We start from the raw sequence: 23,548 nt of genomic DNA, 5'->3' as shown, positions 1-23,548 counted from the left end.
CGCTTATTGGCCGTCGGCCTCTGCAAACCGGGCAGCGATGCTCATCAGCTCCTGCTCCATCGAATGCATCATCTGGATGAAATTCATCAGCTGCGCCTTCGTCTCCTCGGCCTCTGTGCGAAAACGCTGCTGGGAAACGCCTTCCCATTCGGCATTCAGCGTTTCAATGACCTGGGTCAACCTCGCGATCAATTCCCCGCCGTAGTCACTCCCGCTGCGAATGTCTGCCGCCGCGCGGCGCAGCTCCTCGGGCGATACCTCTATACGTCCTGACATAGATCCGCCTCACGCTCCTCCCTTAATCCCTGGCAAGCTAAGTAGCCTTCGTCTCAGCCAGTACGGCCTGAAATTGTTCTTCCTCTTCGTCCTGGTAACCCGTAAAAATAATCTCTTGGATATCCTCATGGTTAAACACGTAAGCAAACTCCGGGCTGACATACCCTTCCGGATACGGACAAGCCAGATAGTCGAACAATTGCGGCTGCTCAAGCGCCAAAATTTGCTTGCGTCCATAGATCACCAGCTTTTTCTCGCCTTCCTTCAAAATGACGATCGATCCGTTGGGCAGCAGCTGCTGTTGTTGCGTCATTACGATCCTCTCCTTTTCTTACTCTGACGATGCGGTGCCGCCGGCGTGCGGCCCTGATTCATTTTGTTCAGAAACGCGGCATTCCGCTGCTCCTTCGGCAATCCCAATACGGGATAATGAGCCCTCAGCTTTTCCATATTGTTCTGGATGAACCGATATCGAGGGATGAACACAACGGCCAGGTACAGGCCGAGAATCAACAGGACGGAAAAAGCCGCCATGCCCATGACGAATCCGCCAAGGTCCCCGGTAACGGCAACCACGACGTAATACCCTGTGTAACCGATGCCTGCCAACAGCAAGGCCGCTTTGCCTGCTTTGCCGATGCCGCCTTTGCGTTCCATGGACTGGTACGTCCCTTGCCGCAGCGCTCTTGCATGCAGAACATAAAACGCAACGAGCAGCAGGAGCATCACCGCGATCGAGCTAAGTCCATATCCGATCGATTCGACACCGGCCATGTCATACATCATTTTCAAGATAGCCAGCTGGCAAGTGACCGCCAACGCCAATCCGTAAATCCCCAAGTACAGCACAAAACCGACCTCAGACCGGTACGGATTTACGCTCAGGCCAATTCCCCACAGCAGCATGGCCGCCCACACTGCCGCAGCCGCATAAAAATTTACCGACATCATCGGCGCCGCCAGCGTGACCAGCACGGGGATGAGCATAATGAATAAAAAACATACGATGCCGCCCCGAATTTGCTCGGCGGGGATTAACCGGAAATGAAACTGTTCTTCCTCTGAAATCTTCGTGCTCATCTATGACACTCCCTTTATTTGAACCATCCGGCTATCGTAGAACCTATCTTCTCCGCCCCCATTTTCAATCCTTCGGTTACGGTATCTTTCTTCCCGTCCCCGTCAAAATCCGCGAACTTGATGCCGTCCATGACGTAGGAAGCGCCGACCGACACGCCGAAGCCGATGGCCGCACCCGCCAGGGTGCCGATCGGACCGCCCACCGCCGTCCCGATCAGCGCGCCGGCTTTAGCGCCAGCCGCCGCGGAAGCGACCACGGTTCCCACGCCGACACCCACGTCGACGACGGCGTCTCCGGCTATTTTCGCCCCGCTCTTGTTTTCATTGATATTCGTGACCAGATTTCCCACCGTTTGCATGGCGATGCCGGCATAACCAAGCTTGCCGCCCTTCCAGCTGAGCGAGTCCTTCACGGCTGCGCCGGGCAGGACGTATTTCGGAATTCGGGGGTGATTCCGCCAATTGTACTCGGCATAGGATTTCTTGCGGATATTGGCAAGCATGCCGTTCGTCACATTGGCACGCATGTTGCCGCGCTTGTCTTTTTCAAGCCATACGCCGAAGCCGTTCCGGTACATATCCCAGTATTTGTACATCGTGCCCGATGCGGTTACCGTTCCGAACAATACCCCTGCGGCCGCAAGCGGATTGCCCTTCCATTGATCCGCCGTGCCGCCGAATGGCGCGAGCGCATTGAATTCGACGCCCGCCGCCGTCACGGGCGGATCCGTCTTCTTATTTCCGTTCTGTGCCATACTTGCCTGAAGCAGCAGATGCGGACTCACCTGGGCGACCGATTGTTTGCCGAAATTCAGATTGCTCCCGAGCGATTGGTCGGTCTGCGAAAAATCCCCCGCTTTCTTCACGAGCTGGCCGCGATTCTGCTCCAGACGGCCTACGACCGACTGGCACGCGGCCCGGCATTGCGCAAGGCGCTGCTCTACCTGGGCGCGATGGCGCGATTCCCAGGACATGCTCTGGATGCGCTGCTGCATCCGCTCCTGAAGCGCTTGGACTTCCCGTGCAATATCAGATACCGCTGCGCCCTGCTGGTTCAGCATTTCAGGTACCACACGTATTTTGGTCATAGCTAACAATCCTCCATGTCATTGATCGAGAAGGCAAAAATTACAGTATGCGGGATCAGGATGCAACATCTCTCACTTAATACGCTCGATGACCGCGCCGAGTTCCCGGATGATCTCGGTTACCGTAGCGCCCCATATTTGGTCCTGTTCGCCTTCGTTGCGAATCAGCCAATTGGATTGCGCTCCCCGTAACAGCTCGATTCCCTGAATCCGGCAGTTGAGATCCGGACAATAATATGCCGTGAAGGTGGCATATCTCTCCGGATGGCTGACGCAATCAGCCAAGTCATTAACGACCGATTCCGGATAGCCTTGAGCAAGCAGGTGCTTCCGAGGCTCCTGCTCCCCTTGCTCGGCGTTCATCCATTGCTGGAACCAGCCCTTAGGCAAGGCCAGTGAGCCTGTATCGCGATTTTTTCGGTCCTCCAGCTGCAGGTAACCGATGATCTTCAGCCAAGCCTCCGAAGGGGTTCCGAGCTCTTCCAGCACATAAAGCCTTTCACCGCCTGGATCGATTTCGATATCCGCCTTCACGACAAGGCCGGAACTGTAATAAATGAAGCACTCCTTCGACGTTTCCTCCGAACCGGCCACCCTCATATGAATCGTTAACAAGGTCCGGCTGCATACTTCTATGTATTCCAGGAGCTCCTGCACAAGAACCGGCTCGTTATCGGCCGTTTGAATCAAACCCTTCTCCAGCAGTTCCTGCTCAATCTTGGCTACTTCAACAGGCATCTCTTCCGTGAGCGTTCCGCGAAAAGGGTCCTCCAACCCGATGACAGCCCGCGCACCGACAATGCCGGTTAATACAAAGAATTGCTTGCCGGTCAGTTGGATCCTGGACGGAATTTCCAAAGATCTCTCCTCCTTACGGTCAGTCCCGCCTATTTTGTGTTTGTTTTCGAAGTTATCATTACTATTATAGGTGAGACGTATCCTTCCCCTCTACCAAATCCTGGCCCTAAATTTATAGGAACATATACCCAAATCAGACGGCTCCCAAACCACCAAGCTGCAAAATATAAAAAAACATTCCCGGGCTTTGGCAATCACCTCTGGAATGTTTGAGCGGTTATGTTGGATTAAGCGGCTCATCCTTCCGGATAATGCCGTGATATAGAATCGTCATCAGTTGTTCGCTGACCGCATTCAGGCTGCCCAGACCATGGTACCATTCCGTTCGCGCCGTAAATTCATTGATAAAAGTCAAAAACGCGACCAGTACCTGCGGGGAAATGTCTTTGCGGATCTGTCCGAGCTGCTGACCTTTAAAAATCAGCATTTCGAATTCCGGGACAACGTATTTCTGATTGAACTGAAGCAGCTTGTCCATCTGTTCCGGAAACTTGGCCAGATCCGACACAAATTGCTGCGAGACGAGCCCCGAAAACTTCTCCTGATCCCTGTAGAACACGGTTAAGGCCTCCAGCGGATCTTTGGCCTGCTCCATGATCCCGCGATAGATCGCCATCATCTCCTCGACCATGCGATCCACCACATGATCCAGTAAGCCCTCTTTGCTCTGATAATAGTTATAAATCGTCATCTTGGAAACGGGGACAGCTTCGGCAATCTGCTCCATGCTGGTTTTCACAATCCCATGCTCCAGAAACAACCGCTTTCCGGCCTCAAGCACCGCTTCTTTTTTTGCGTTCATCGGTAGATTAGATCCCTTCTATTCGGCTTCAGGATGTCTATGGCTAAATCAGCCGCTTACAGTCCTAATGTAACGATCCGTCCTTCGACTGTCAACCCGCGGCCGATATTACGTTATCTTGTTTCAGGGAACCAAAAAAAGCCGCCTCTGTGTCAGTTCACAGAGACGGCGGCCTGAGGATGAAGAATATCTATACGCCAAAGGAGGTTGGATTCGATCTCCAGGATTGTAGGAGCTCCACGTCCTCTGCTTGAATCCGGTTCTCCGATAACGCTACATCAATGAGTGCACCGTAATTGGACAGGCTCTGCAGCGGAATTCCCGCTTCGGCGAAGGCTTGTACCGCTTTATCCAACTGATAGCTGAATATGGCGAGCACCGCGAGCGGCTCTGCTCCTGCGTCCTTGACCGCTTGCGCCGCCTTCAGGGAGCTGCCACCCGTGGAGATCAGATCCTCGATGACAACGACCTTCTGGCCGGGCTTGATCAAACCTTCGATCAGGTTTTCCTTGCCGTGGCCTTTGGCTTTGTCCCGAATATAGGACATCGGCAGGTTCATCTTCTGGGATACGAAGGCCGCGTGCGGGATCCCTGCGGTGGCCGTTCCGGCAATGGCCTCGGCTTCCGGATACTGCTCCCGAATGACGGCCGCGAACGATTCAGCAATGTAATCGCGAATGTCGGGATAGGACATGGTCAGGCGATTGTCGCAGTAGATCGGTGACTTGATGCCCGACGTCCATGTAAACGGCTGATGAGGTCTTAGGGAAACGGCCTCGATCTTAAGCAAATAAGATGCGATCTGATGCGGAATATTCGCGATGTTACTCATGCTTGAATCATCTCCTCAATAATCTGTTCTGCAGCTTGTCTCGGGTTATGGGACTCGGTGATCGGGCGGCCGACAACCAGGTAATGACTTCCCTTGCGGATCGCTTCCCCAGGTGTAAGCACCCGCGCTTGGTCACCGATATCCGCACCGGCAGGGCGGATACCCGGAATGACGGTTTTGAAATCCTTGCCGCAGGCGGATCGAATGGCTTCCACTTCCAGGGAGGATGCCACGACGCCGTGAAGTCCCGACTGCCGGGCCAACTCAGCATAACGCACGACGGTATCCTCCACCTGGCCGGGAATGCCGATTTCGTTATTCATGACATCCTGATTCGTGCTGGTCAACTGCGTTACCGCAATGATCGTAGGCATGGCAAGACCCGGGGTGTCCGCCACTGCGGCTTCCGCCCCGGCTTTTGCCGCCTGCATCATGAGCGCGCCGCCGCAGGCATGGACATTAAACATGTCCACGCCCAGCCGCGTTACGCTGTGCGAGCCGCCTTTGACCGTATTCGGAATATCATGCATCTTTACATCCAGGAACACGGAATAGCCTTTCGCTTTCAATTCTTTCACAAAGTCAGGACCGGCCGCATAGAACAGCTGCATGCCGACCTTCATATAACACGGGATGCCCTCCAGCTGACGTACCAATGCTTGTGCAAGCTCGGCATCCGGGTAATCCAGGGCCACCATCAGGCGGCCCGCCATTTCATTGTAGCTGGCGTTCATCTGTACCCCTCCTTCTCGATTTTAAACCGGCATCGCTTCAGAGGAGAAGTTGATGGTCTCCAGCATCGTCAGAAGCTCGCGAACCGTATCGAGCGAGGTCATGCATACAACGCCATTCTCTACCGCTTCACGGCGGATTCGGAATCCGTCGCGCTGCGGCGTTTTGCCTTTGGTCAATGTGTTGAAGACAAAGTTCGCTTCGCCTGTGCGGATCATATCGAGAATGTTCGGCGTGCCTTCGGACAGCTTGTTGATGGTCGTCACGTCAAGACCCGCTTCTTTGAGCGCTGCCGCCGTACCGCCGGTTGCGATGATTTTATACCCCAGCTTATGGAAGCCCTTCAGCAGCGCAGCCGCTTCGGCTTTGTCTTTATCCGCTATGGTGGCGATGATCGCGCCCGTTGAAGGAATCTTCATGCCTGCACCGATGAGGCCTTTGTACAGTGCCTTGGCATACTTCACGTCGCGGCCCATAACCTCGCCGGTCGATTTCATTTCAGGTCCGAGGGTCGGCTCCACGCGGCGAAGCTTCGCGAAGGAGAAGACCGGCACTTTAACCGATACATGCTCGCTTTCCGGCCACATGCCTTCCTCGTATCCGAGATCCTTCAGCTTGCCGCCCATAATGGCCTGCGTAGCCAGGTTCGCCATCGGAATGCCCGTCACCTTGCTCAGGAACGGCACCGTCCGGGAAGAACGCGGATTCACTTCGATTACGTACACTTCGTTTTTATAGATGACGAACTGGATGTTGACAAGTCCGCGTGTATTAAGCTCTTTGGCAATCTTGATCGTAATTTCGACAATCTTGTCCTTCAGGTCCTGGGACAAGTATTGTGGCGGATATACCGCAATCGAGTCGCCGGAGTGAACCCCTGCGCGCTCTACATGCTCCATAATGCCCGGAATCAGCACGGTCTCGCCATCGCAGATCGCGTCTACCTCCACTTCTTTGCCCAGCATGTAACGGTCGATCAGAACCGGGTGATCCGGGTTGATCTTAACCGCCTCTTTCATGTAGCTCAGAAGCTCGCTGTCGGAGTATACAATCTCCATGGCGCGTCCACCCAGTACATACGAAGGTCTTACGAGCACGGGGTAGCCCAGCGATTGTGCCGTTTCTACGGCATCATCGACCGACGTTACGGTTTTACCTTTCGGCTGGGCGATCTCCAATCGGGACAGAAGCGCTTCGAATTTCTTGCGGTCCTCGGCTTCGTCAATGCTCTCCAGGCTTGTGCCCAGAATCTTCACGCCCGCTTTGCTGAGCGGCTCCGCGAGGTTGATCGCCGTCTGCCCGCCGAACTGCACGATGACGCCGATCGGCTTCTCCTGCTCGATGACATTCATGACATCTTCGAAGAACAGAGGTTCGAAGTAGAGACGGTCCGACGTATTAAAGTCGGTGGATACGGTCTCCGGGTTGTTGTTGATGATAACCGCTTCATATCCCGCCTTCTGGATGGCCCATACGGCATGCACCGTGGAGTAGTCGAATTCGATCCCTTGACCGATCCGGATCGGACCGGAACCGAGCACGATGACTTTCTCCTTCGCGGATTCGATGACTTCATTCTCCGTTTCGTAGGTGGAGTAGTAGTACGGCGTCGTTGCTTCAAACTCCGCTGCGCAGGTATCCACCATTTTGTAAACCGGACGCAATCCGTGCTCGCGGCGGAGGAATCCGATCGACTCCTCGGTCGTGTGCGTGCTGGCCTTGCCTTCTGCGCGGAGCTCGGCGATGGCACGATCCGTAAAGCCGAGACGCTTCGCTTCGTACAGCGTTTCGTAAGTCAGCGACGCTTCGCTGCGAATATGGTCTTCATACTTGATCAGGCGTTCGATTTTGTCCAGGAACCACCAGTCGATCTTCGTCAGGTCCTGAATCTGCTGCAGATCATAGCCCCGGCGGAACGCTTCCGCGATCAGGAACATCCGCTCATCGTCCGCTTTGATCAGGCGCTGCTGGAGCACTTCATCGCTCAGCTCGTTTGCGCCTTTCAGGTATAGACGGTGCACGCCGATTTCCAGGGAGCGGACCGCTTTATGGATCGATTCTTCGAAGGTGCGGCCGATTGCCATCACTTCGCCGGTTGCCTTCATCTGGGTGCCCAGCTTCCGGTTGGCATGGATGAACTTGTCGAACGGCCAGCGCGGAATTTTGCTGACGATGTAATCCAGCGTAGGCTCGAAGCAAGCATACGTCTGGCCCGTTACCGGGTTAACGATCTCGTCCAGGGTGTAACCCATCGCGATTTTTGCTGCCATCTTCGCGATCGGGTAGCCCGTTGCTTTGGAAGCCAGCGCGGATGAGCGGCTGACCCGTGGGTTTACCTCGATGACGTAATATTGATAGCTGTTCGGATCCAGCGCGAACTGCACGTTGCATCCGCCTTCGATGTTCAGGGCGCGGATGATTTTCAGCGATGCGGATCTGAGCATTTGATATTCGCGGTCAGACAGCGTTTGGCTTGGCGCCACGACGATGCTGTCGCCGGTATGAACGCCGACCGGATCGAAGTTCTCCATGTTACATACCACGATGCAGTTATCGTTGGCGTCGCGCATAACCTCGTACTCGACTTCTTTCATTCCCGCAATGCTCTTCTCGATCAGGCACTGCGTGATCGGGCTGTAGCGCAGTCCGGAGCTGACCGTTTCGCGCAGCTCCTCTTCGGTTGCGCAAATGCCGCCGCCGGTGCCGCCAAGCGTGTAGGCCGGACGCACGATCACCGGATAACCGATCTCATTCGCGAACTCTAGCGCCTCTTCCAGGGTCGTTACGATCGTGCTCTCCGGCACGGGCTGATCCAATTCGCGCATCAGCTCGCGGAACAAGTCGCGGTCTTCGGCTTTTTCGATCGATTCCAGCTGCGTTCCGAGCAGTTTGACGTTTTCCTGCTCCAGAATTCCGGCGCGGGCAAGCTCAACCGCCATGTTCAGTCCCGTTTGTCCTCCAAGCGTCGGGAGCAGTCCGTCCGGACGCTCTTGACGGATGATCTGGGTAACGAAGTCCAGCGTGATCGGCTCGATATATACTTTATCCGCCATGTTGGTGTCGGTCATGATGGTCGCCGGGTTACTGTTGATCAGCACGACCTCCATGCCTTCTTCTTTCAGTGCCTGGCAGGCTTGGGTTCCAGCGTAGTCGAATTCCGCTGCTTGCCCGATGACGATCGGACCGGAGCCGATGACGAGAATTTTTTTCAATGTATCATGTTTAGGCATATTATTGAGCTCCTTTCACGGCTGCGGCCAGAACCGCCTGGCGCGGTTTCCGGATTTCATTCTGTTTATGGTCTCTTATCATTTCAAGGAATTGATCGAACAGATAGCTGCTGTCGTGCGGACCAGGGGCAGCTTCAGGATGGTATTGCACCGAGAAGGCCGGGAATTTCGAGTGCTTCAAGCCTTCGATCGTTTTATCGTTGTTGTTGATATGCGTAACTTCCAGATCCGTCCCTTTGACGGATTCTTCGTTTACGGTGTATCCGTGGTTTTGGGAAGTGATGTAGCAGCGCCCGCTGGCAAGCTCTTTTACCGGATGGTTTCCGCCGCGGTGTCCGAATTTCAGCTTCTCGGTGTCCGCGCCCGCAGCCAGCGCAAACAATTGGTGGCCAAGGCAGATGCCGAAGATCGGATATTCGCCGAGCAGTTCTTTGACCATGTTGACGGCGTAAGGCACGTCTTTCGGGTCCCCAGGGCCGTTGGACAACTGAATGCCGTCCGGGTGAAGTCTGCGGATTTCATCGGCCGTCGTGTCATGCGGAACGACCATGACGTCACACCCGCGGGACGTCAATTCGCGCAGAATCCCGCTTTTTGCACCGAAGTCGACCAGAACGATCCGTTCCTTTGAACCTGGACTCGTAAACATTTGCGGCGTTGAGGTTTTTGCCACCTGGTTGCGGAGTTCAGCGATCGTCGTATCCCCGAGCATCTCCTTAAGCTCTTCCACCGGTTTGTTGGAAGTGGTCAGAATGCCCTTCATCGTACCGTAATGACGGATGATACGGGTTAACATCCGCGTATCGATCTCGCTGATCCCCGGAATTCCGTATTCCTTCAACAGGCTGTCAACGCTGTATTCTGCACGCCAGTTGCTGGGAACAGGCTCATGACGACGAACGACGAATCCGTGAACGAACGGCCGAATGGATTCAAAGTCATCCCGCGTGATGCCGTAGTTGCCGATCAAAGGGTACGTCATGGTTACGATCTGTCCGCAGTAGGACGGGTCGCTCAGCACCTCTTGATATCCTGTAATCCCTGTATTGAAAACAACCTCTCCGGTCATTTCAGCATCCGCGCCGAAGGATTTTCCGCTGAACAGCGTTCCGTCCTCCAGTAACAATCTTGCCTGCATCCCGATCACTCCTGTCATCTATGTGTAATTTATTTTATAAGTCTTTTGCCTATTTGTTACTTAGAATCCGTTTTGTTCGGACCATTTCACTTCGCCGTCCACCCAAGTCATCACGGGCCAGCCTTTCAGCTTCCAGCCTGTAAATGGCGTGTTGCGGCCTTTTGTTGCGAACTCTTCCGGGTTCACTTCTTTCTCCGCTTTGAGATCGATCATGGTCAGGTCCGCTGCTTTACCGGCTTCCAGCACACCCGTTGCAAGACCGAATACTCTTGCCGGATCGCTTGTCATCCGTTTTACGAGCAGGGCGAGATCCCATTTTCCCGTGGCGACAAACTTGGTGTAGAGCAGCGGGAACGCCGTTTCGAATCCCACGATGCCGAAGGGAGCCAGCTCCATGCCTTTTGCTTTCTCTTCCGCGCTATGCGGTGCATGATCCGTTACGATCATATCAAGCGTTCCATCCAGCAGACCTTCTATACAAGCCTCCACATCACGCGGTGTGCGCAGCGGCGGGTTCATCTTCCAGTTTGCATCAAGGCCGGGAATGTCTTCGTCGGAGAGAACCAGATGATGCGGGCATACCTCGGCCGTTACCGAGATGCCGATCGCTTTTGCCTGGCGGATCAATCTTACGGACTGCTCCGTGCTCACATGGCATACATGGTAATGCACGCCGGTGGCTTCGGTCAGCAGAATGTCGCGCCCGACATGGATCGCTTCCGACTCGTTCGGTATTCCTTTCAGGCCGTGCTGCTGAGCGAATTTGCCCTCGGTCACGCAAGCTCCTTTTACCAGCGAGTCATCCTCGCAGTGCGCAATGACCGGCATGCCCAGCGCTTTCGCTTTATTCATGGCATCTTTCATCATCTGTGCGTTCTGCACACCGACGCCGTCGTCCGTAAATCCGATCGCACCCGCGGCCTTCAAGGCCTCAAAGTCCGTCAGTTCGCGGCCCAGCTCGTTCTTCGTAATGGCTGCATATGGCAGCACCTTCGCAAGATTCGCCTCGCTGGCCTTATCCAGCACGAGCTTCACCGTTTCTGGCGTATCGGTCACCGGTCTTGTGTTCGGCATGCAGGCGATGGTGGTGAAACCGCCTTTGACTGCCGAGCGGCTGCCGCTCTCGATGGTTTCCTTGTGCTCATAACCCGGCTCTCTCAAGTGCACATGCATATCGATGAATCCCGGCGTGACCAGCTTGCCCTCGGCATCGATGATCTGAACGTGATCGCCCGGTTCCGGCAAGGCTGCGATATCGCTCGCAACCGACTGAATCAATCCGTCTGCAATGACGATATGTTTATCTTCGAGCTGTCCTTGTTCATTGATCACTTTGGCATTCTTTATCACTTGCATTTGCATCTTGGTTCCCCTCCGCAGCAGAAGCACCGTTCGCTTCTTTGTATATTGTATAATAAAAATTCATGTTTGTGTATAATTATTAATATTTATTCATTCTGTAAACCGTATTCCGCATGTTCGAATCAGACCATCGCCCGTTCCATGACCGCCATGCGAATGGGCACTCCGTTCGCCATCTGCTTGAATATCATCGATCTCGGGCTTTCCACGACCGCGTCGTCGATTTCAACGTTGCGGTTCACCGGTGCCGGATGCATAATCATGGTGTGCCCCGACAGCTTGGCCGCCCGCTCTTCCGTCAAGCCGTACTGCTCCCGGTACTCCGCGCTGGATTTGAACACCCCTTCGTTATGGCGTTCCAGCTGTACTCTCAGCATCATCACCACATCGGCCTTGAGCGCCTTTTCCATCGATACGTAAGGCGCATACTGAGCCAGCTCCGGAGCCTGCATCGTTTCCGGCGCGCAGAACTGCACATGGGCTCCGAACTTCTGCAGGGCCCACAGATCCGAACGAGCAACCCGGCTGTGCTTGATGTCCCCGATGATGGACACCGTTAATCCCTTAAGCTCGCCGAAGCTTTTCTTCATCGTGTATAGATCAAGCAGCGCCTGCGTGGGATGCTCATTGTTGCCGTCGCCCGCATTGACCAGCGGAATCGAGATCCGCTCCGCCAGCTCCTGCAGCACGCCGGCTGGCTTCAGCCGGATGACGCCCGCGTCGATTCCCATGGATTCCAGCGTTCTGACGGTATCGTAGATCGACTCGCCCTTCTCGACGCTGGATGCTGCCGCCGCAAAGTTCATGACCTCGGCACCGAGTCTTTTCTCAGCCATTTCAAACGAGAATCTCGTTCTGGTGCTGTTCTCGAAGAACATATTAACCGCAAATTTCGATTGAAGTACCGGCACCACTTTCTCGGACTGCGCTTCCCAATATGCTGCCCGATTCAGGATGGATCCGATTTCGTCTCTGCTAATATCCTTCAAACCTAAGAGGCTGCGTTCTTTCAATGAAATGGCTGTTGTCATGATTATCGTTCCTCTCTTTGGCTAATGGTCACTTCGTCCTTGCCGTCGATTTCGGTTAATGCCACCGTAATTTCCTCTTGTTTGGAGGTAGGAACGTTCTTTCCGATATAATCCGGCCGGATCGGCAGCTCGCGATGCCCCCGGTCTGCCAAAACCGCAAGCTGTATCATTCTAGGCCGTCCGCAGTCCATCAGGGCGTCCATTGCTGCCCGAATCGTCCGGCCGGTGTACAGCACGTCATCAAACAAAATAACCTTCTTGTCATGGATGTTCAGGTGCGCTAGGCTGTGCTTCGCTCCCTCACCCCGTTCCGCAGCGGCTCCATTGCTGTCCCGGTCATCGCGGTAAGAGGTCACGTCGATCTCTCCCCAAGGAATCGGAGTACCTTCGATCTCGTTCATTCGCTCCGCGATTCTCTGGGCCAGAAACACCCCGCGCGTGCGAATCCCGACCAATACGCAATCCTCGATCCCTTTATTTTTTTCCAATATTTCATGGGCAATTCTCGTTAGCGCGCGGCGGATGGCCGTCTCGTCCATAATCACATGCTGTTCGTTGCTCATCCTCTTGTCCTCCTTCTAAACGTTTGATTAGCCCTTTATCGTTCCTGACGATCCGTGGATTCATTCCACACAAAAAAACTCCTTGCCCGGCTGGACAAGGAGTTGATCTCATAGAGATGGTGTGGAAAGCGCAGCATCTATCCGCAGACAGAGCCATGCCTCCTGTTAATGAACCTCGGTTCACGTTACCTTGCCAGCCTCACGGGACTGATTTAAAGGTGCTATTCGATTGATCCCATTATGACAGACCCTACAAGAGATGTCAACAGCAATCATGTCGAACGTTGTCGCGTTCCAAGCATGTTCATAGCCTTGAATTTAAAACTCGAATTCCACATCGCTGAGTCTTCTGCGAATTTCGGAAATGACGCGTTTCTCTTCCTCCTCGCCGTCGGCAATGAAGGTAACGGAGAAACGAACGAAGTGTCCTGCATCATCCCAAGGAACGGTGGAGATCAATTTCTCGCGAATCAGGTACTGGGAGAAGTCTTCCCCGGATTCAAAACGGCGTCCGCCTTTGACGCCTTTCGGAGCCTCCACATACAGGAAGAAGGAGCCTTTGGGCTTCTCCGCCGTAAAACCGAGTCCGTTCAGCACGTCGACCAGCATGTTGTGGCGGCGGGAATACTTCTCGGCGATCTTCTCCGTAATTTCCGGATGATCCAGACCGTAAGCGGCAGCCTTTTGGATGGCGATGAATTGTCCGGAATCGTTGTTGTCCTTCACGTCGCCAAACGCTTTAACCACCAGCGGGTTGCCGGCGATGAAGCCAATGCGCCACCCCGTCATGTTGTAGGATTTGGACAGGGAGTGAAGCTCCACGCCGACATCCTTCGCTCCAGGAACGGACAGGAAGCTCAGCGGCTTCAAACCATCGTAAGTGAGCGCAGCATAAGGTGCGTCATGAACAACCACCACGCCATATTTGCGGGCCCACTCGACAACCTCCGCGAAAAATTCGGCCGTTGCGCTGGCCCCCGTCGGGTTGTTCGGATAGTTCAGGTAGAGCAATTTGGCACGGCGGGCAATGTCCTCGGGGATCGAGCCGAGATCCGGCAGAAATACATTCTCTTTTTTCAGCTCCACATTGTAGACTTCGCCGCCTAAATACTTGGTATGCGTTCCGAGCACAGGATATCCGGGAACCGTCATGATCGTGATGTCGCCCGGGTTGATGAAGCAGGACGGCAGCATGGCCAGCGCCGGCTTGGAGCCGATGGAGTGCAGCACTTCCGTGGACGCATCGATGCCTTCGACGCCGAATACATTGCTCAAATAGCGAACAGCCGCTTCCTTGAACTCCGGAATCCCGTTATCCGCATATCCGCGGTTTTCCCGCTTCGCCGCCTCTTCCGCCAGCTTTGCCACGATGCCTGCATCCGCCATCTCATCCGGCTCGCCAACACCCATATCGATCAATTCGGTATCAGGATGCTCCTGCTTCGCAGCCGCCTTTGCTCTCTTGATCTTCTCGAATTTATAAATGGCCGTATCTTTACCGTAATTAGCACCGCCAATCCGATCGGCAAAGCTCTGTTGAATGTACGTTTCCTGATATTTATCCATGCTCATGATTTGTATTCATCTCCTACTCTAGCTTTGTTACACATCCTAAATATGCAGGAAAATCACGACTGGAGCCATGCATTATATATCAGATGATTTGTACTTTTTAGGTTGAGTCGGAGCTGATACACACCATGGCCTCCCTGCACGAAGTCGGTTAAGACAGCTCCAGCCATTCCGCTAGGAGCTCGTCGCGGCTTGCTGCCAGCGACTCCCGCTCGTTCCAACGCTCTTCGAGCAGCGACATGTCCGAATTGCCGCTTATCGAGCCTTCCGTTTCAAGCCAACCGTCCAGCTGCCGGATGCGGGTCTCCAAACGGGCGATCTCCTCTTCCAGCCATTTGGATCTTTCCGCGGCAGAGCGATCAGGATGGTTGCGTTCGAATTTCTGGCCGGGCTTTTCGTTGGCTTTGGACGGCGGCGTCCCCCTTGGTAAAGAAACGGCATTCGTACCAGCTGAGAGTTCTCTTGACTGCAATGCGGCTTCAAGCTGGTCTTTCTTGGCCCGGAAATCATCATAATTTCCATGAAAGACGGTCAGCGTCCCTTGGTTCAAATCCCACACCTTGCCTGACACTTGGTTTACGAAATAACGGTCGTGGGAAATGGCAAGAACGGTCCCCTGATACCCCTGCAGCGCATCCTCCAAGGCCTCCCGGGAAGCAATATCCAGATGGTTCGTAGGTTCATCCAGGAGCAGCAGGTTCGGCTTTTGATGGATTAGGAGCGCCAGCCTCAATCGTGTCCATTCACCGCCTGACAGTTGGCCCACCGATCGGAACACGGCCGCGCCATAGAACAGATATCTTGCCAAAATCCCCCGGGCCTCTCCCTCTTCAACCCCGGCGTTCTCCCGAAAATATTGGAGCACCGTTTCCTTCGGATTTTTCGGCTCCTCCTGCTGGGCCAGATATCCCACGTCGACTCGCGCGCCCCATTCAAGGGATCCGGAGTCGGGCATAAGCTCGCCCACCAGCACTTTGAACAGCGTCGTTTTTCCGCTGCCGTTCGGACCCATCAGCGCAATTTTTTCGCCGAATTCGATAAGACCGGAAGCCCCTCCCAGCACCGCCTGATTCCCATAGCGAACCTCAACTTGTTCAAAGTATGCCACGCGGCGGCCGGAACGATCCTGAGGATGAAGCTCGAAATCGGCCTGTCTTCGATCCAGCACGGGTCGCTTGACCTTCTCCATCCGTTCCAGCGCTCGCCGCATGGAAGCCGCCCGCCTAAAAAATTTCTCGTTGCCGCCGATCCGGCCGAATTCCTCCAGCTGCTTGATGGATTCCTTCATCTTCTTGATCACTTTCTGCTGCTCCTGGTAATCGGCGAACTGCTGCAGCAGCCGTTCTTCCTTGTCTTTCATGAATGCGGTATAACCACCCTGGGCAGAGAAAGCCTCTCCGTCCTCGAGCTCTATCGTCTTGGTCACCACCCGATCGAGAAAATACCTGTCGTGAGAAATAATGACGCAGGTACCCGGATATTCGCGCAAAAATTCCTCCAGCCATTCCGTGCGAGCCAAATCCAGATGATTCGTCGGTTCATCAAGCAGGAGCAGATCCGGCTGTACGATCAGCTGCGATGCCAGCACGACGCGGGTTTGCTCTCCTCCCGACAACGAGCCGAATGCCAGTCCGTACTCGCTCTTGGGTATTTGCAGCCCGGTAGCGATTTTGTCGATGCTGGCTTCCAGCTCATAACCGCCTTCCGCTTCAAACCGTTCCTGGAGCGCCGAGTAACGACGCAGCACACGATCAAGCAGCTCAGCATTCCCGGCGATGCCCGGATCACTCATTCTCTTCTCCAGTTCCGTCATTTCCGTGCGGTATTCCTTCAAGTGAATCAACCCATGGGACAGTACATCCAGCACCGTCCAGGAATCCATATGGCTCGGTATCTGCTCCACATACCCGATTACCGTATCCTTCTTGATGGCAAGCTGCCCTTCGTTCGGCTGATCCAATCCGGCAAGCAGGCGCATCAGCGTGGACTTGCCGCTTCCGTTTCTGCCGATAAGCGCTACCTTCTCGCCTTCCTGTATTTCAAACGATATCCCGTCCAATACCAGCTGGACCCCGTGGTATTGCGTCAGTTTCTGTACATTGATCATATTCATTCTTGGTTCCTCCTGTATGCTGCGAACAATACCAAAACTCTGTTCGAGCGCATGAATTAGGGAGAAGAACCGGACTGCAAACGCAAAAAGGGTCCACAGAGCAAGCTCCGCGGACCCTTAAGAATCGTAAGCCTTAAATCGGCTTAATCCGTGCAGGCAGGCAGGTGACTTCTCGCGATGGTACAAACCGTATCATTAAAATTGGACAGACCTCTCCCGTTGTAGGGAAATGCATGAACAATGCCAGCCATAGCGATAGGCAGCTGGCTAATACGGTTGTTAACCATCTCGATATTCATCCTGCTCACCTCCTTCATCAAAGTTATCGTCACTATACCATATCCATGGTTTGGAAGGCAAGACAAATAGCCCAGCAAAGTGGAGCCCATGCTTTGATGCTTACTCTAAACCTTTGTGGGACCCATGCTTATACATGCGAAAAGGGACCGCTAGCGGCCCCTTAAAATCGTCAACAGCTCATTCATATCGCTCGGCATCGGTGCCGAAAACTCCTTATATTCCCCGGTCGAAGGATGGACAAAACCCAATACGGCCGCATGAAGCGCTTGTCCGTTCAATTTGATCCCCTTGCTCTTGCCGTAAACGGGATCCCCTACGAGAGGATGCCCGATATATTTCATGTGCACGCGAATTTGATGGGTACGACCCGTCTCCAGCTTCAGCTCGAGGAGACTGTAATCTCCGAACCGTTCCACTACGGTAAAATGCGTCACCGCATGTTTGCTGTTCCGGTCCGTGACGGTATACAGTTTGCGATCCTGGGCGTCCCGGCCGATCGGTGCGTCAATGGTTCCCTGATCATGGCTGATATTGCCGTGCACCAACGCCAAATAACGGCGGTTCACGCTGTGCTCCTTCAACTGGGCGGCCAGCGAAGCATGGGCTTTATCATTCTTCGCGGCCATGATCAGGCCCGTAGTATCCTTATCGATCCGATGGACGATGCCGGGGCGAAGCTCTCCATTGATTCCCGATAAATCCTTGCAGTGAAACATCAATGCATTCACTAGCGTGCCGGACGAATGTCCCGGAGCCGGATGGACAACCATTCCTCTCGGCTTGTTTACGACAATCACGTCCCCGTCTTCAAACGCGATCTCAAGCGGGATGTCCTCGGGAATGATCTCGACGGCCGATGGCTCGGGAACCTTCAGCACGATGCGGTCACCCTGACTCACTTTGTAATTCGACTTGATTGGGCCATCGTTCACGCTCACATGTCCGTCCGCAATCCATAACTGCACTTGGGAACGCGACACATCTTCCCCAAGATTTTCCGTTATGTATTTATCGATACGGGTTTTGGCAGCGTCGGCATCCACCGTCCATTCGATGGCTTCCGTTTCCTGACCGTTCTCATCTGTCCAATCCGTATCTGTATCCTTACCGTCTTGCACCATCATTCAGTCCCTTCTGTGCCTGAAACTTCACTTGTTGTCTGCATCTTCTCGCGTCTTCCTTCCAGAAGCGTGTCCAATATGATCAATCCCACGCCGATCACGATGCAAGAATCGGCAATATTGAAGATCGGGAAGGTGTAGCTGCCAAAATTAAACTGCAGGAAATCGACGACCTCGCCCATTATCAATCGATCGATGAAGTTTCCGAGTGCCCCTCCAAGTACAAGCGCAAGCGCGGTCGGCAGAAGCTTGCGTCCTTCTTTTGATACCTTCCGCAGGTACCAGACGATTCCGCCCACAACGATTAGTGTCACAATGATGAAGAACCATAACTGGTCCTGGAGTATGCCGAACGCGGCTCCCCGGTTCCGACTGGACGTGATCAGGAAGAAATCCCCGATGACCGGTATCTGTTCATAAAGCTCGAGCTTGGTAGCAATCAAGTACTTGGTTCCCTGATCGATAAGAAATAAAACAAATGCAATCAAATAATATACCACTTGTTTATGTCACTCCGTTCTTGTCTTCTCCAATCAGGCGAACATCTTCGCTGATCGGTCCGTAACTCGTCTTATTGTAGCACAGCGGCTCAGAAACCGTCCATTCCTGTCCAGCGGCGAGAACATTTTCCGTCAGTAAAACCTTATCGATGGGTGCACTCTATACCTATGAACCAAGAAGGTCAACTTCGGGACCATGAAAGGAGCCTGACATGTCGCATCTCACTCAGGAGCAACTTCATAATTTGCAACAAAAGCTGATGGATCGAAAGGTTGAACTTGAACGGCGCATGGTCAATAACGACCAACACGGGCTGGGAGAATCGGAGCGAGATATGACCGGCGAACTGTCCCATATTGATAATCACCCTGGCGATGTGGGAACCGAAGTGTTTGAAAGAGGAAAAGACCTCGCGCTTCAGGACAGGGTGGATCAGGAGCTGCAGCGGGTTATTTTTTCGCTGGAAGCCATTCATCATGGCCGTTACGGCGTGTGCCTTACCTGCGGCCAGCCCATTCCGTACGAGCGATTGGAGATTATCCCGGATACGCAATATTGCGTAGAACATACGCCTCGGGAGCGCGTGTCCCGCGACCGTCCGGTCGAGGAGGACGTTCTAGCTCCCGCTTTCGGAAAATCCAGTATGGATGAGCACGAATATGCTGCATTTGACGGCGAGGACGCCTGGCAGATCGTTGAGAGCTGGGGGAACTCCAATTCCCCGGCTTTGGCGGAAGGAAACGAAATGGACAGCTATAACGAAATGGATATCGAGAATGGCGACGATCAAGGCGGGTTCGTGGAGGTGTACGAAAACTTCGTTGCCACCAATATCGATGGCTCGGAAGTGTTTATCGTACGCAGTCCCCAATATGTCGATTACCTAAACCGGGGCGAAGGAAGTTATCTCCTTGACCCCAATGGCGACCCGGATGATGAATCATTCAGCTGATTAAGCGTCTTACCCGGCAGCATATGACTTGCAGCGGCTGCCGGGCATTACATAATCCATTACGTCAGTTCAAGCTGCCGCTGGACAATCCGGACAATATCCGCGATGTAATCGCCGATAATAGGCAAATTCAGCGCGCCAAGGGCCTGAAGGGCATATATGATGGTTGCCGCAAAAAAAGTAAACCCGATCGCGATTCCCACGCCGCGTGCCGACCCGGCCAGCAGATTGGTCCATATCAATTTCCAGGGGCGGTTCAACAACTGGGTGTATTCCGCGATCCGGGCCTTCTCCAGCTGCTGCGCGATGTCCGTGGTCATGCGGTGTATGGCGCCCAATTGGTCCCGCTCTGCTTCCACAAGCGATTTATTCTTTTCGGTTGATAACGCATTTTCCGGCTTCTCTGCCATATTCACCGCCCCCTTGCCACTATACTAGGCAGACTCTGGAAGAAACAGATCAGGATCCGCTTTCTTCCTGCTTGAAACCATACATAACATGCATGAGAATTCGCTGATTATTATGCATCTGTTGGAAGCATCTCATTCGCACGGAGTCCTCCGAACAAAGCCGGTGCTTATTGGGGACAGCAAAAAACCACCGCCATTTCATGGCGGTGGTTTAATAATATCAACGATTCTCAGGCGATATGGATGCCAATGGTTTTGCCGCCAAGCTCAACCCGCTCCATGCCTTCGCTTTGTCCGTATTGCAAATCGTTAACCAGTACGTTTTCTCGCAGCACATCTTCAAATGCCGTGATCGCAGCTTGAAGCTCATCATCCGTATCGAGAGTCAAGTTCACCCGCTTCTCGATCGGGAGGTCCAGCTTCTTGCGCGTATCCTGCACGGCACGCACCACTTCGCGAACCCAGCCTTCCTGCTCCAGCTCCGGCGTGATATCCGTATTGAGCGCAACGGTTAACCCGTAACCCGAAGCGGATGCAAAGCCTTCCTTCGCCTTCTTCTCTACCAGAAGCTCTTCGGACGTGATCTGCAATTCTTCGCCTTCCGGTGAAGTTACGTTCACGCCGCCCGATTGGACCACCTTGCGGGTCTCGTCACTGCTCATTCCCTTTAGGAAACCTTGCAGGAAGCCGATATTTTTACCGTATTTCTTGCCTGCGACCTTCAGGTTCATTTTCAGCGTGAAATCAACGAATCCGCTGTCGCTGGTCTCCACCTCAATCGCTTTGACGTTGATCTCGTCCTTGATGATGTCTTCATACCCCGCGAGATCGAACTCGCGATCCATGGATACGATGAGGTTGGACAGCGGCTGACGCGTCTTGATTCCTGTCTCGTTGCGGACGTTCCGCGCAAGCTCTACGATCTGTCTTGCCGTCTCCATGTCCTGCTCGAGCGCTTTGTCGATCAACGCTTCGTCGGCTTGCGGGAAGTCGGCCAGATGCACGCTCTCGCCGCCGCCCAGGTTGACGAAGATATCTTCGGACAGCATCGGCGTGAATGGTGCCATCAGCTTGGATAGCGTCAACAGCACGTGCGTAAGCGTCCCGTAAGCGGCCAGCTTATCTTCACCGAGTCCGCTGCCCCAGAAACGATCGCGCGAACGACGGATATACCAGTTGCTCAGCTCATCCACATAAGCTTCGATCGCCTTGGCCGCGTTAAGGAAATCATTGACGGCCAATCCCTTGTCAACCACTTGAATCAAGCTGTTCAAGCGGGAGAGAATCCAGCGGTCCAGCTTGTGGTCCGATCCCTTGAAGTCATGCTCCTTCGGATCATAGCCGTCGATGCCGGCATACAATGTCAGGAACGCATGGGTGTTCACCAGCGTGTCCACAACCTTGGATTTGGCTTCGCCGACGATTCCTTTCGAGAAACGTTTGCTGTTCCATGGCGCACTGTCGGCGAGCAGCGCCCAACGGAACGCATCCGTGCCGTACTCCTCGATGATTTCCCAAGGATCGATGACGTTGCCCTTGGATTTGGACATCTTCTGTCCGTTCTCATCGAGAATATGGCCCGTGGCCATGACCGCTTTATAAGGCGCTTTACCGGTGAAGAGGGTCGATACGGCGAGCAAGCTGTAGAACCATCCGCGCGTCTGGTCGATCCCTTCGCAGATCATATCGGCGGGATACTGCTGTTCGAACTTCTCCTTGTCCTCGAATGGATAATGGTATTGCGCATACGGCATCGATCCGCTGTCAAACCATACGTCGATAACTTCCGAGGTTCGCTCCATTACGCCGCCTTCACAATGCGGGCATTTCACTTTCACTTCATCCACATAAGGCTTGTGCAGCTCCAGATCCTCCGCTACCTCGCCTACGGCGTTGGTCCGAAGCTCCGCAATGCTGTGCGGCGAGAACTGCCCTTCGCAAGAATCGCAGACCCATACGTTAAGCGGCGTTCCCCAGTAACGGTTCCGGCTGATATTCCAGTCGACCAGGTCTTCAAGGAATTTGCCGAAGCGTCCCTCGCGTACATGGCCCGGATACCAGGTCACCTCGTTGTTGTTGGCGATCAGCTGATCCTTAACCGCCGTCGTTTCGATAAACCAGCTCTCCATCGCATAATAGAGCAGCGGGGATTTACAGCGCCAGCAGAATGGGTAACTGTGCTCGTATTTCTCCTTGCTGTACAGAAGTCCTTTTTCGGACAATGCCTTCACGATGTCCAGATCGCAATCCTTGACGAAGCGTCCGGCAAAATCCGTCACTTCATCGGTATAACGGCCGTGGCCGTTCACGACGCTCACGAAGCTGATGCCATTCTCGCGGCATACGCGGTAGTCGTCTTCGCCGTGCGCAGGAGCCATGTGCACAATCCCCGTACCGCTTGCATCGGTAACAAAGGATGCGCCGACGATGAGGTTCGCTTTTTCCGCTTTTACATACGGGAACGGAGGGTCGTAAGTCTTGCCGACCAGCTCGGAGCCTTTCAGCGTCGATAGAACGGTGAAGTCGCCCTTCATGACATCCTCTACCAGATTTTTAGCCACGATATAGATGCCGTCCTCCTGCTCGACGCGGGCGTAATCCATATCCGGATTAACAGCCAGTGCCACGTGGGATGGCAGCGTCCAAGGCGTCGTCGTCCATGCCAGCACATACTCTCCGCTGTCATGCAGCTTAAACTTCGCCGTTGCGCTCAGGTCTTTAACATCCTCATACCCCTGTGCCACTTCGTGGGAGCTCAGTGTCGTCTGACAGCAAGGGCAGTACGGGCTTACGCGGTGGCCGCGGTACAGAAGGCCCTTGTCATGAATCGTCGCCAAAATGTTCCATACGCTCTCGATGTAGTTGTTCTCAAGCGTGATGTACGGATGATCCAGATCGGTCCAATACGCAATCGCTTCGGTCAGCTCGCGCCATTTATGCTCATATTCAAATACGCTGGCTTTACACTTTTTGATAAAAGCCTCCACGCCATAATTCTCGATTTCCTGCTTGCCGGAGATGCCCAGCTGCTTCTCTACGCCCAGCTCAACCGGAAGCCCGTGCGTATCCCAGCCCGCTTTACGAACGACATGATAGCCCTTCATCGTCTGGTAGCGGCCTACAAAATCCTTGATGACGCGGCCGAGCACGTGACCGATATGAGGCGCGCCGTTCGCGGTCGGCGGACCTTCGTAAAATACATAATTCGGCTTGCCGGCCCGCAGCTCGATTGATTTCTTGAACGTGTTCTCCTCGTTCCATTTGTTCAAGATGCGCAGCTCTCTTGCCCGCGCCTTCTCCTTGACGTCTACTCTGTTCATGCAGATCTTCCTTTCGCCCTTTTTCGAGGTTGTTCAAAAAGTCCGATTTTGATAAGAAAACCTCTATCGAGGCCACTTCAAAGATGAGCGACCGCGATGCATAGGTAGGTTTTCTTGCGATATAGAATTTCATCAGTTCCACTGATAACTCATAAATTCTATATCTAACACGAAGTGAATCAAGAAGCAATTCGGCATCGAATCTTGAATTCAGCCGGGCCTAAGCAGATGCTTTCGAAGTATGTTTCCTGCGGAAACATTTCAGAT

21 protein-coding genes are annotated in these 23,548 nt (G+C 53.8%); 1 reads left to right on the top strand and 20 read right to left on the bottom strand.

Annotation, left to right across the window (positions count from 1 at the left end; all coding sequences use genetic code 11):
* Positions 1–3: 3 nt before the first annotated feature.
* The 18 genes from P0X86_RS09925 to lspA form a co-directional block, all read right to left on the bottom strand.
* Positions 4–276, bottom strand: a complete 273-nt coding sequence (locus P0X86_RS09925; protein ID WP_277748393.1) for a WXG100 family type VII secretion target — start codon at positions 274–276, stop codon at positions 4–6.
* 37 nt (positions 277–313) lie between these two features.
* On the bottom strand, positions 314–589 hold the full coding sequence (locus P0X86_RS09920; RefSeq protein WP_009589601.1) for a DUF4176 domain-containing protein: 276 nt from the start codon (positions 587–589) through the stop codon (positions 314–316).
* Positions 589–1,356, bottom strand: coding sequence for a hypothetical protein (locus P0X86_RS09915; protein ID WP_277748392.1), 768 nt, complete (start codon positions 1,354–1,356; stop codon positions 589–591). The genes P0X86_RS09920 and P0X86_RS09915 overlap by 1 nt, the downstream gene beginning before the upstream one ends.
* A gap of 14 nt (positions 1,357–1,370) precedes the next feature.
* Positions 1,371–2,444, bottom strand: a complete 1,074-nt coding sequence (locus tag P0X86_RS09910; RefSeq protein ID WP_277748391.1) for a WXG100 family type VII secretion target — start codon at positions 2,442–2,444, stop codon at positions 1,371–1,373.
* Between the two features lie 72 nt (positions 2,445–2,516).
* Complete coding sequence (locus tag P0X86_RS09905) at positions 2,517–3,302, bottom strand: hypothetical protein (protein WP_277748390.1); 786 nt, start codon at positions 3,300–3,302, stop codon at positions 2,517–2,519.
* A gap of 217 nt (positions 3,303–3,519) precedes the next feature.
* Positions 3,520–4,104 (bottom strand): TetR/AcrR family transcriptional regulator, encoded by a 585-nt coding sequence (locus P0X86_RS09900; protein WP_213577486.1) that lies wholly within the window; start codon positions 4,102–4,104, stop codon positions 3,520–3,522.
* A gap of 190 nt (positions 4,105–4,294) precedes the next feature.
* The gene (pyrE, locus tag P0X86_RS09895; protein ID WP_192569205.1) at positions 4,295–4,936 is read right to left on the bottom strand and encodes an orotate phosphoribosyltransferase; all 642 of its coding nucleotides are present in this window, start codon (positions 4,934–4,936) and stop codon (positions 4,295–4,297) included.
* Entirely contained in the window at positions 4,933–5,670 is a 738-nt protein-coding gene (pyrF, locus tag P0X86_RS09890; protein WP_277748389.1) for an orotidine-5'-phosphate decarboxylase, read from the bottom strand. The genes pyrE and pyrF overlap by 4 nt, the downstream gene beginning before the upstream one ends.
* A 21-nt stretch (positions 5,671–5,691) precedes the next feature.
* A complete protein-coding gene (gene carB, locus P0X86_RS09885; protein ID WP_096773087.1) occupies positions 5,692–8,898 on the bottom strand; it encodes a carbamoyl-phosphate synthase large subunit in 3,207 nt (1,068 codons plus the stop codon).
* A 1-nt stretch (position 8,899) separates the two neighbouring features.
* A complete protein-coding gene (gene carA / locus P0X86_RS09880) occupies positions 8,900–10,036 on the bottom strand; it encodes a glutamine-hydrolyzing carbamoyl-phosphate synthase small subunit (protein ID WP_009589632.1) in 1,137 nt (378 codons plus the stop codon).
* Between the two features lie 60 nt (positions 10,037–10,096).
* Positions 10,097–11,398 (bottom strand): dihydroorotase, encoded by a 1,302-nt coding sequence (locus P0X86_RS09875; RefSeq protein WP_277748388.1) that lies wholly within the window; start codon positions 11,396–11,398, stop codon positions 10,097–10,099.
* Positions 11,399–11,520: 122 nt separating this feature from the next.
* Positions 11,521–12,432: an aspartate carbamoyltransferase catalytic subunit gene (locus tag P0X86_RS09870; RefSeq protein ID WP_277749023.1), complete on the bottom strand. Its 912-nt coding sequence runs from the start codon at positions 12,430–12,432 to the stop codon at positions 11,521–11,523.
* On the bottom strand, positions 12,432–12,992 hold the full coding sequence (gene pyrR, locus P0X86_RS09865) for a bifunctional pyr operon transcriptional regulator/uracil phosphoribosyltransferase PyrR (protein WP_096773084.1): 561 nt from the start codon (positions 12,990–12,992) through the stop codon (positions 12,432–12,434). Before pyrR ends, P0X86_RS09870 begins: the two co-directional genes overlap by 1 nt.
* Before the next feature lie 318 nt (positions 12,993–13,310).
* Entirely contained in the window at positions 13,311–14,564 is a 1,254-nt protein-coding gene (locus P0X86_RS09860; RefSeq protein WP_277748387.1) for an LL-diaminopimelate aminotransferase, read from the bottom strand.
* 151 nt (positions 14,565–14,715) lie between these two features.
* A complete protein-coding gene (gene abc-f / locus P0X86_RS09855; RefSeq protein WP_277748386.1) occupies positions 14,716–16,677 on the bottom strand; it encodes a ribosomal protection-like ABC-F family protein in 1,962 nt (653 codons plus the stop codon).
* Between the two features lie 143 nt (positions 16,678–16,820).
* Entirely contained in the window at positions 16,821–16,976 is a 156-nt protein-coding gene (locus P0X86_RS09850; RefSeq protein WP_192569208.1) for a hypothetical protein, read from the bottom strand.
* A gap of 150 nt (positions 16,977–17,126) precedes the next feature.
* On the bottom strand, positions 17,127–18,098 hold the full coding sequence (locus tag P0X86_RS09845) for an RluA family pseudouridine synthase (RefSeq protein WP_277749022.1): 972 nt from the start codon (positions 18,096–18,098) through the stop codon (positions 17,127–17,129).
* Positions 18,098–18,598, bottom strand: coding sequence for a signal peptidase II (gene lspA, locus P0X86_RS09840; protein ID WP_277748385.1), 501 nt, complete (start codon positions 18,596–18,598; stop codon positions 18,098–18,100). The genes P0X86_RS09845 and lspA overlap by 1 nt, the downstream gene beginning before the upstream one ends.
* A 212-nt stretch (positions 18,599–18,810) precedes the next feature.
* Between lspA and P0X86_RS09835 the strand changes: the two genes are divergently transcribed.
* Positions 18,811–19,551, top strand: coding sequence for a TraR/DksA C4-type zinc finger protein (locus tag P0X86_RS09835; RefSeq protein ID WP_277748384.1), 741 nt, complete (start codon positions 18,811–18,813; stop codon positions 19,549–19,551).
* A 59-nt stretch (positions 19,552–19,610) separates the two neighbouring features.
* On the opposite strand, the gene P0X86_RS09830 is transcribed toward P0X86_RS09835, so the two are convergent.
* Entirely contained in the window at positions 19,611–19,961 is a 351-nt protein-coding gene (locus tag P0X86_RS09830) for a DUF5665 domain-containing protein (RefSeq protein ID WP_015734246.1), read from the bottom strand.
* Between the two features lie 230 nt (positions 19,962–20,191).
* A complete protein-coding gene (gene ileS, locus P0X86_RS09825) occupies positions 20,192–23,281 on the bottom strand; it encodes an isoleucine--tRNA ligase (RefSeq protein ID WP_277748383.1) in 3,090 nt (1,029 codons plus the stop codon).
* Positions 23,282–23,548 lie beyond the last annotated feature (267 nt).

It is taken from the genome of Paenibacillus sp. BR1-192, assembly GCF_029542445.1.
Lineage (GTDB): Bacteria > Bacillota > Bacilli > Paenibacillales > Paenibacillaceae > Paenibacillus_AQ > Paenibacillus_AQ lautus_A.
Note: the sequence above shows the minus strand (reverse complement) of the source record. Positions and strands in the feature narration are given on the sequence as shown.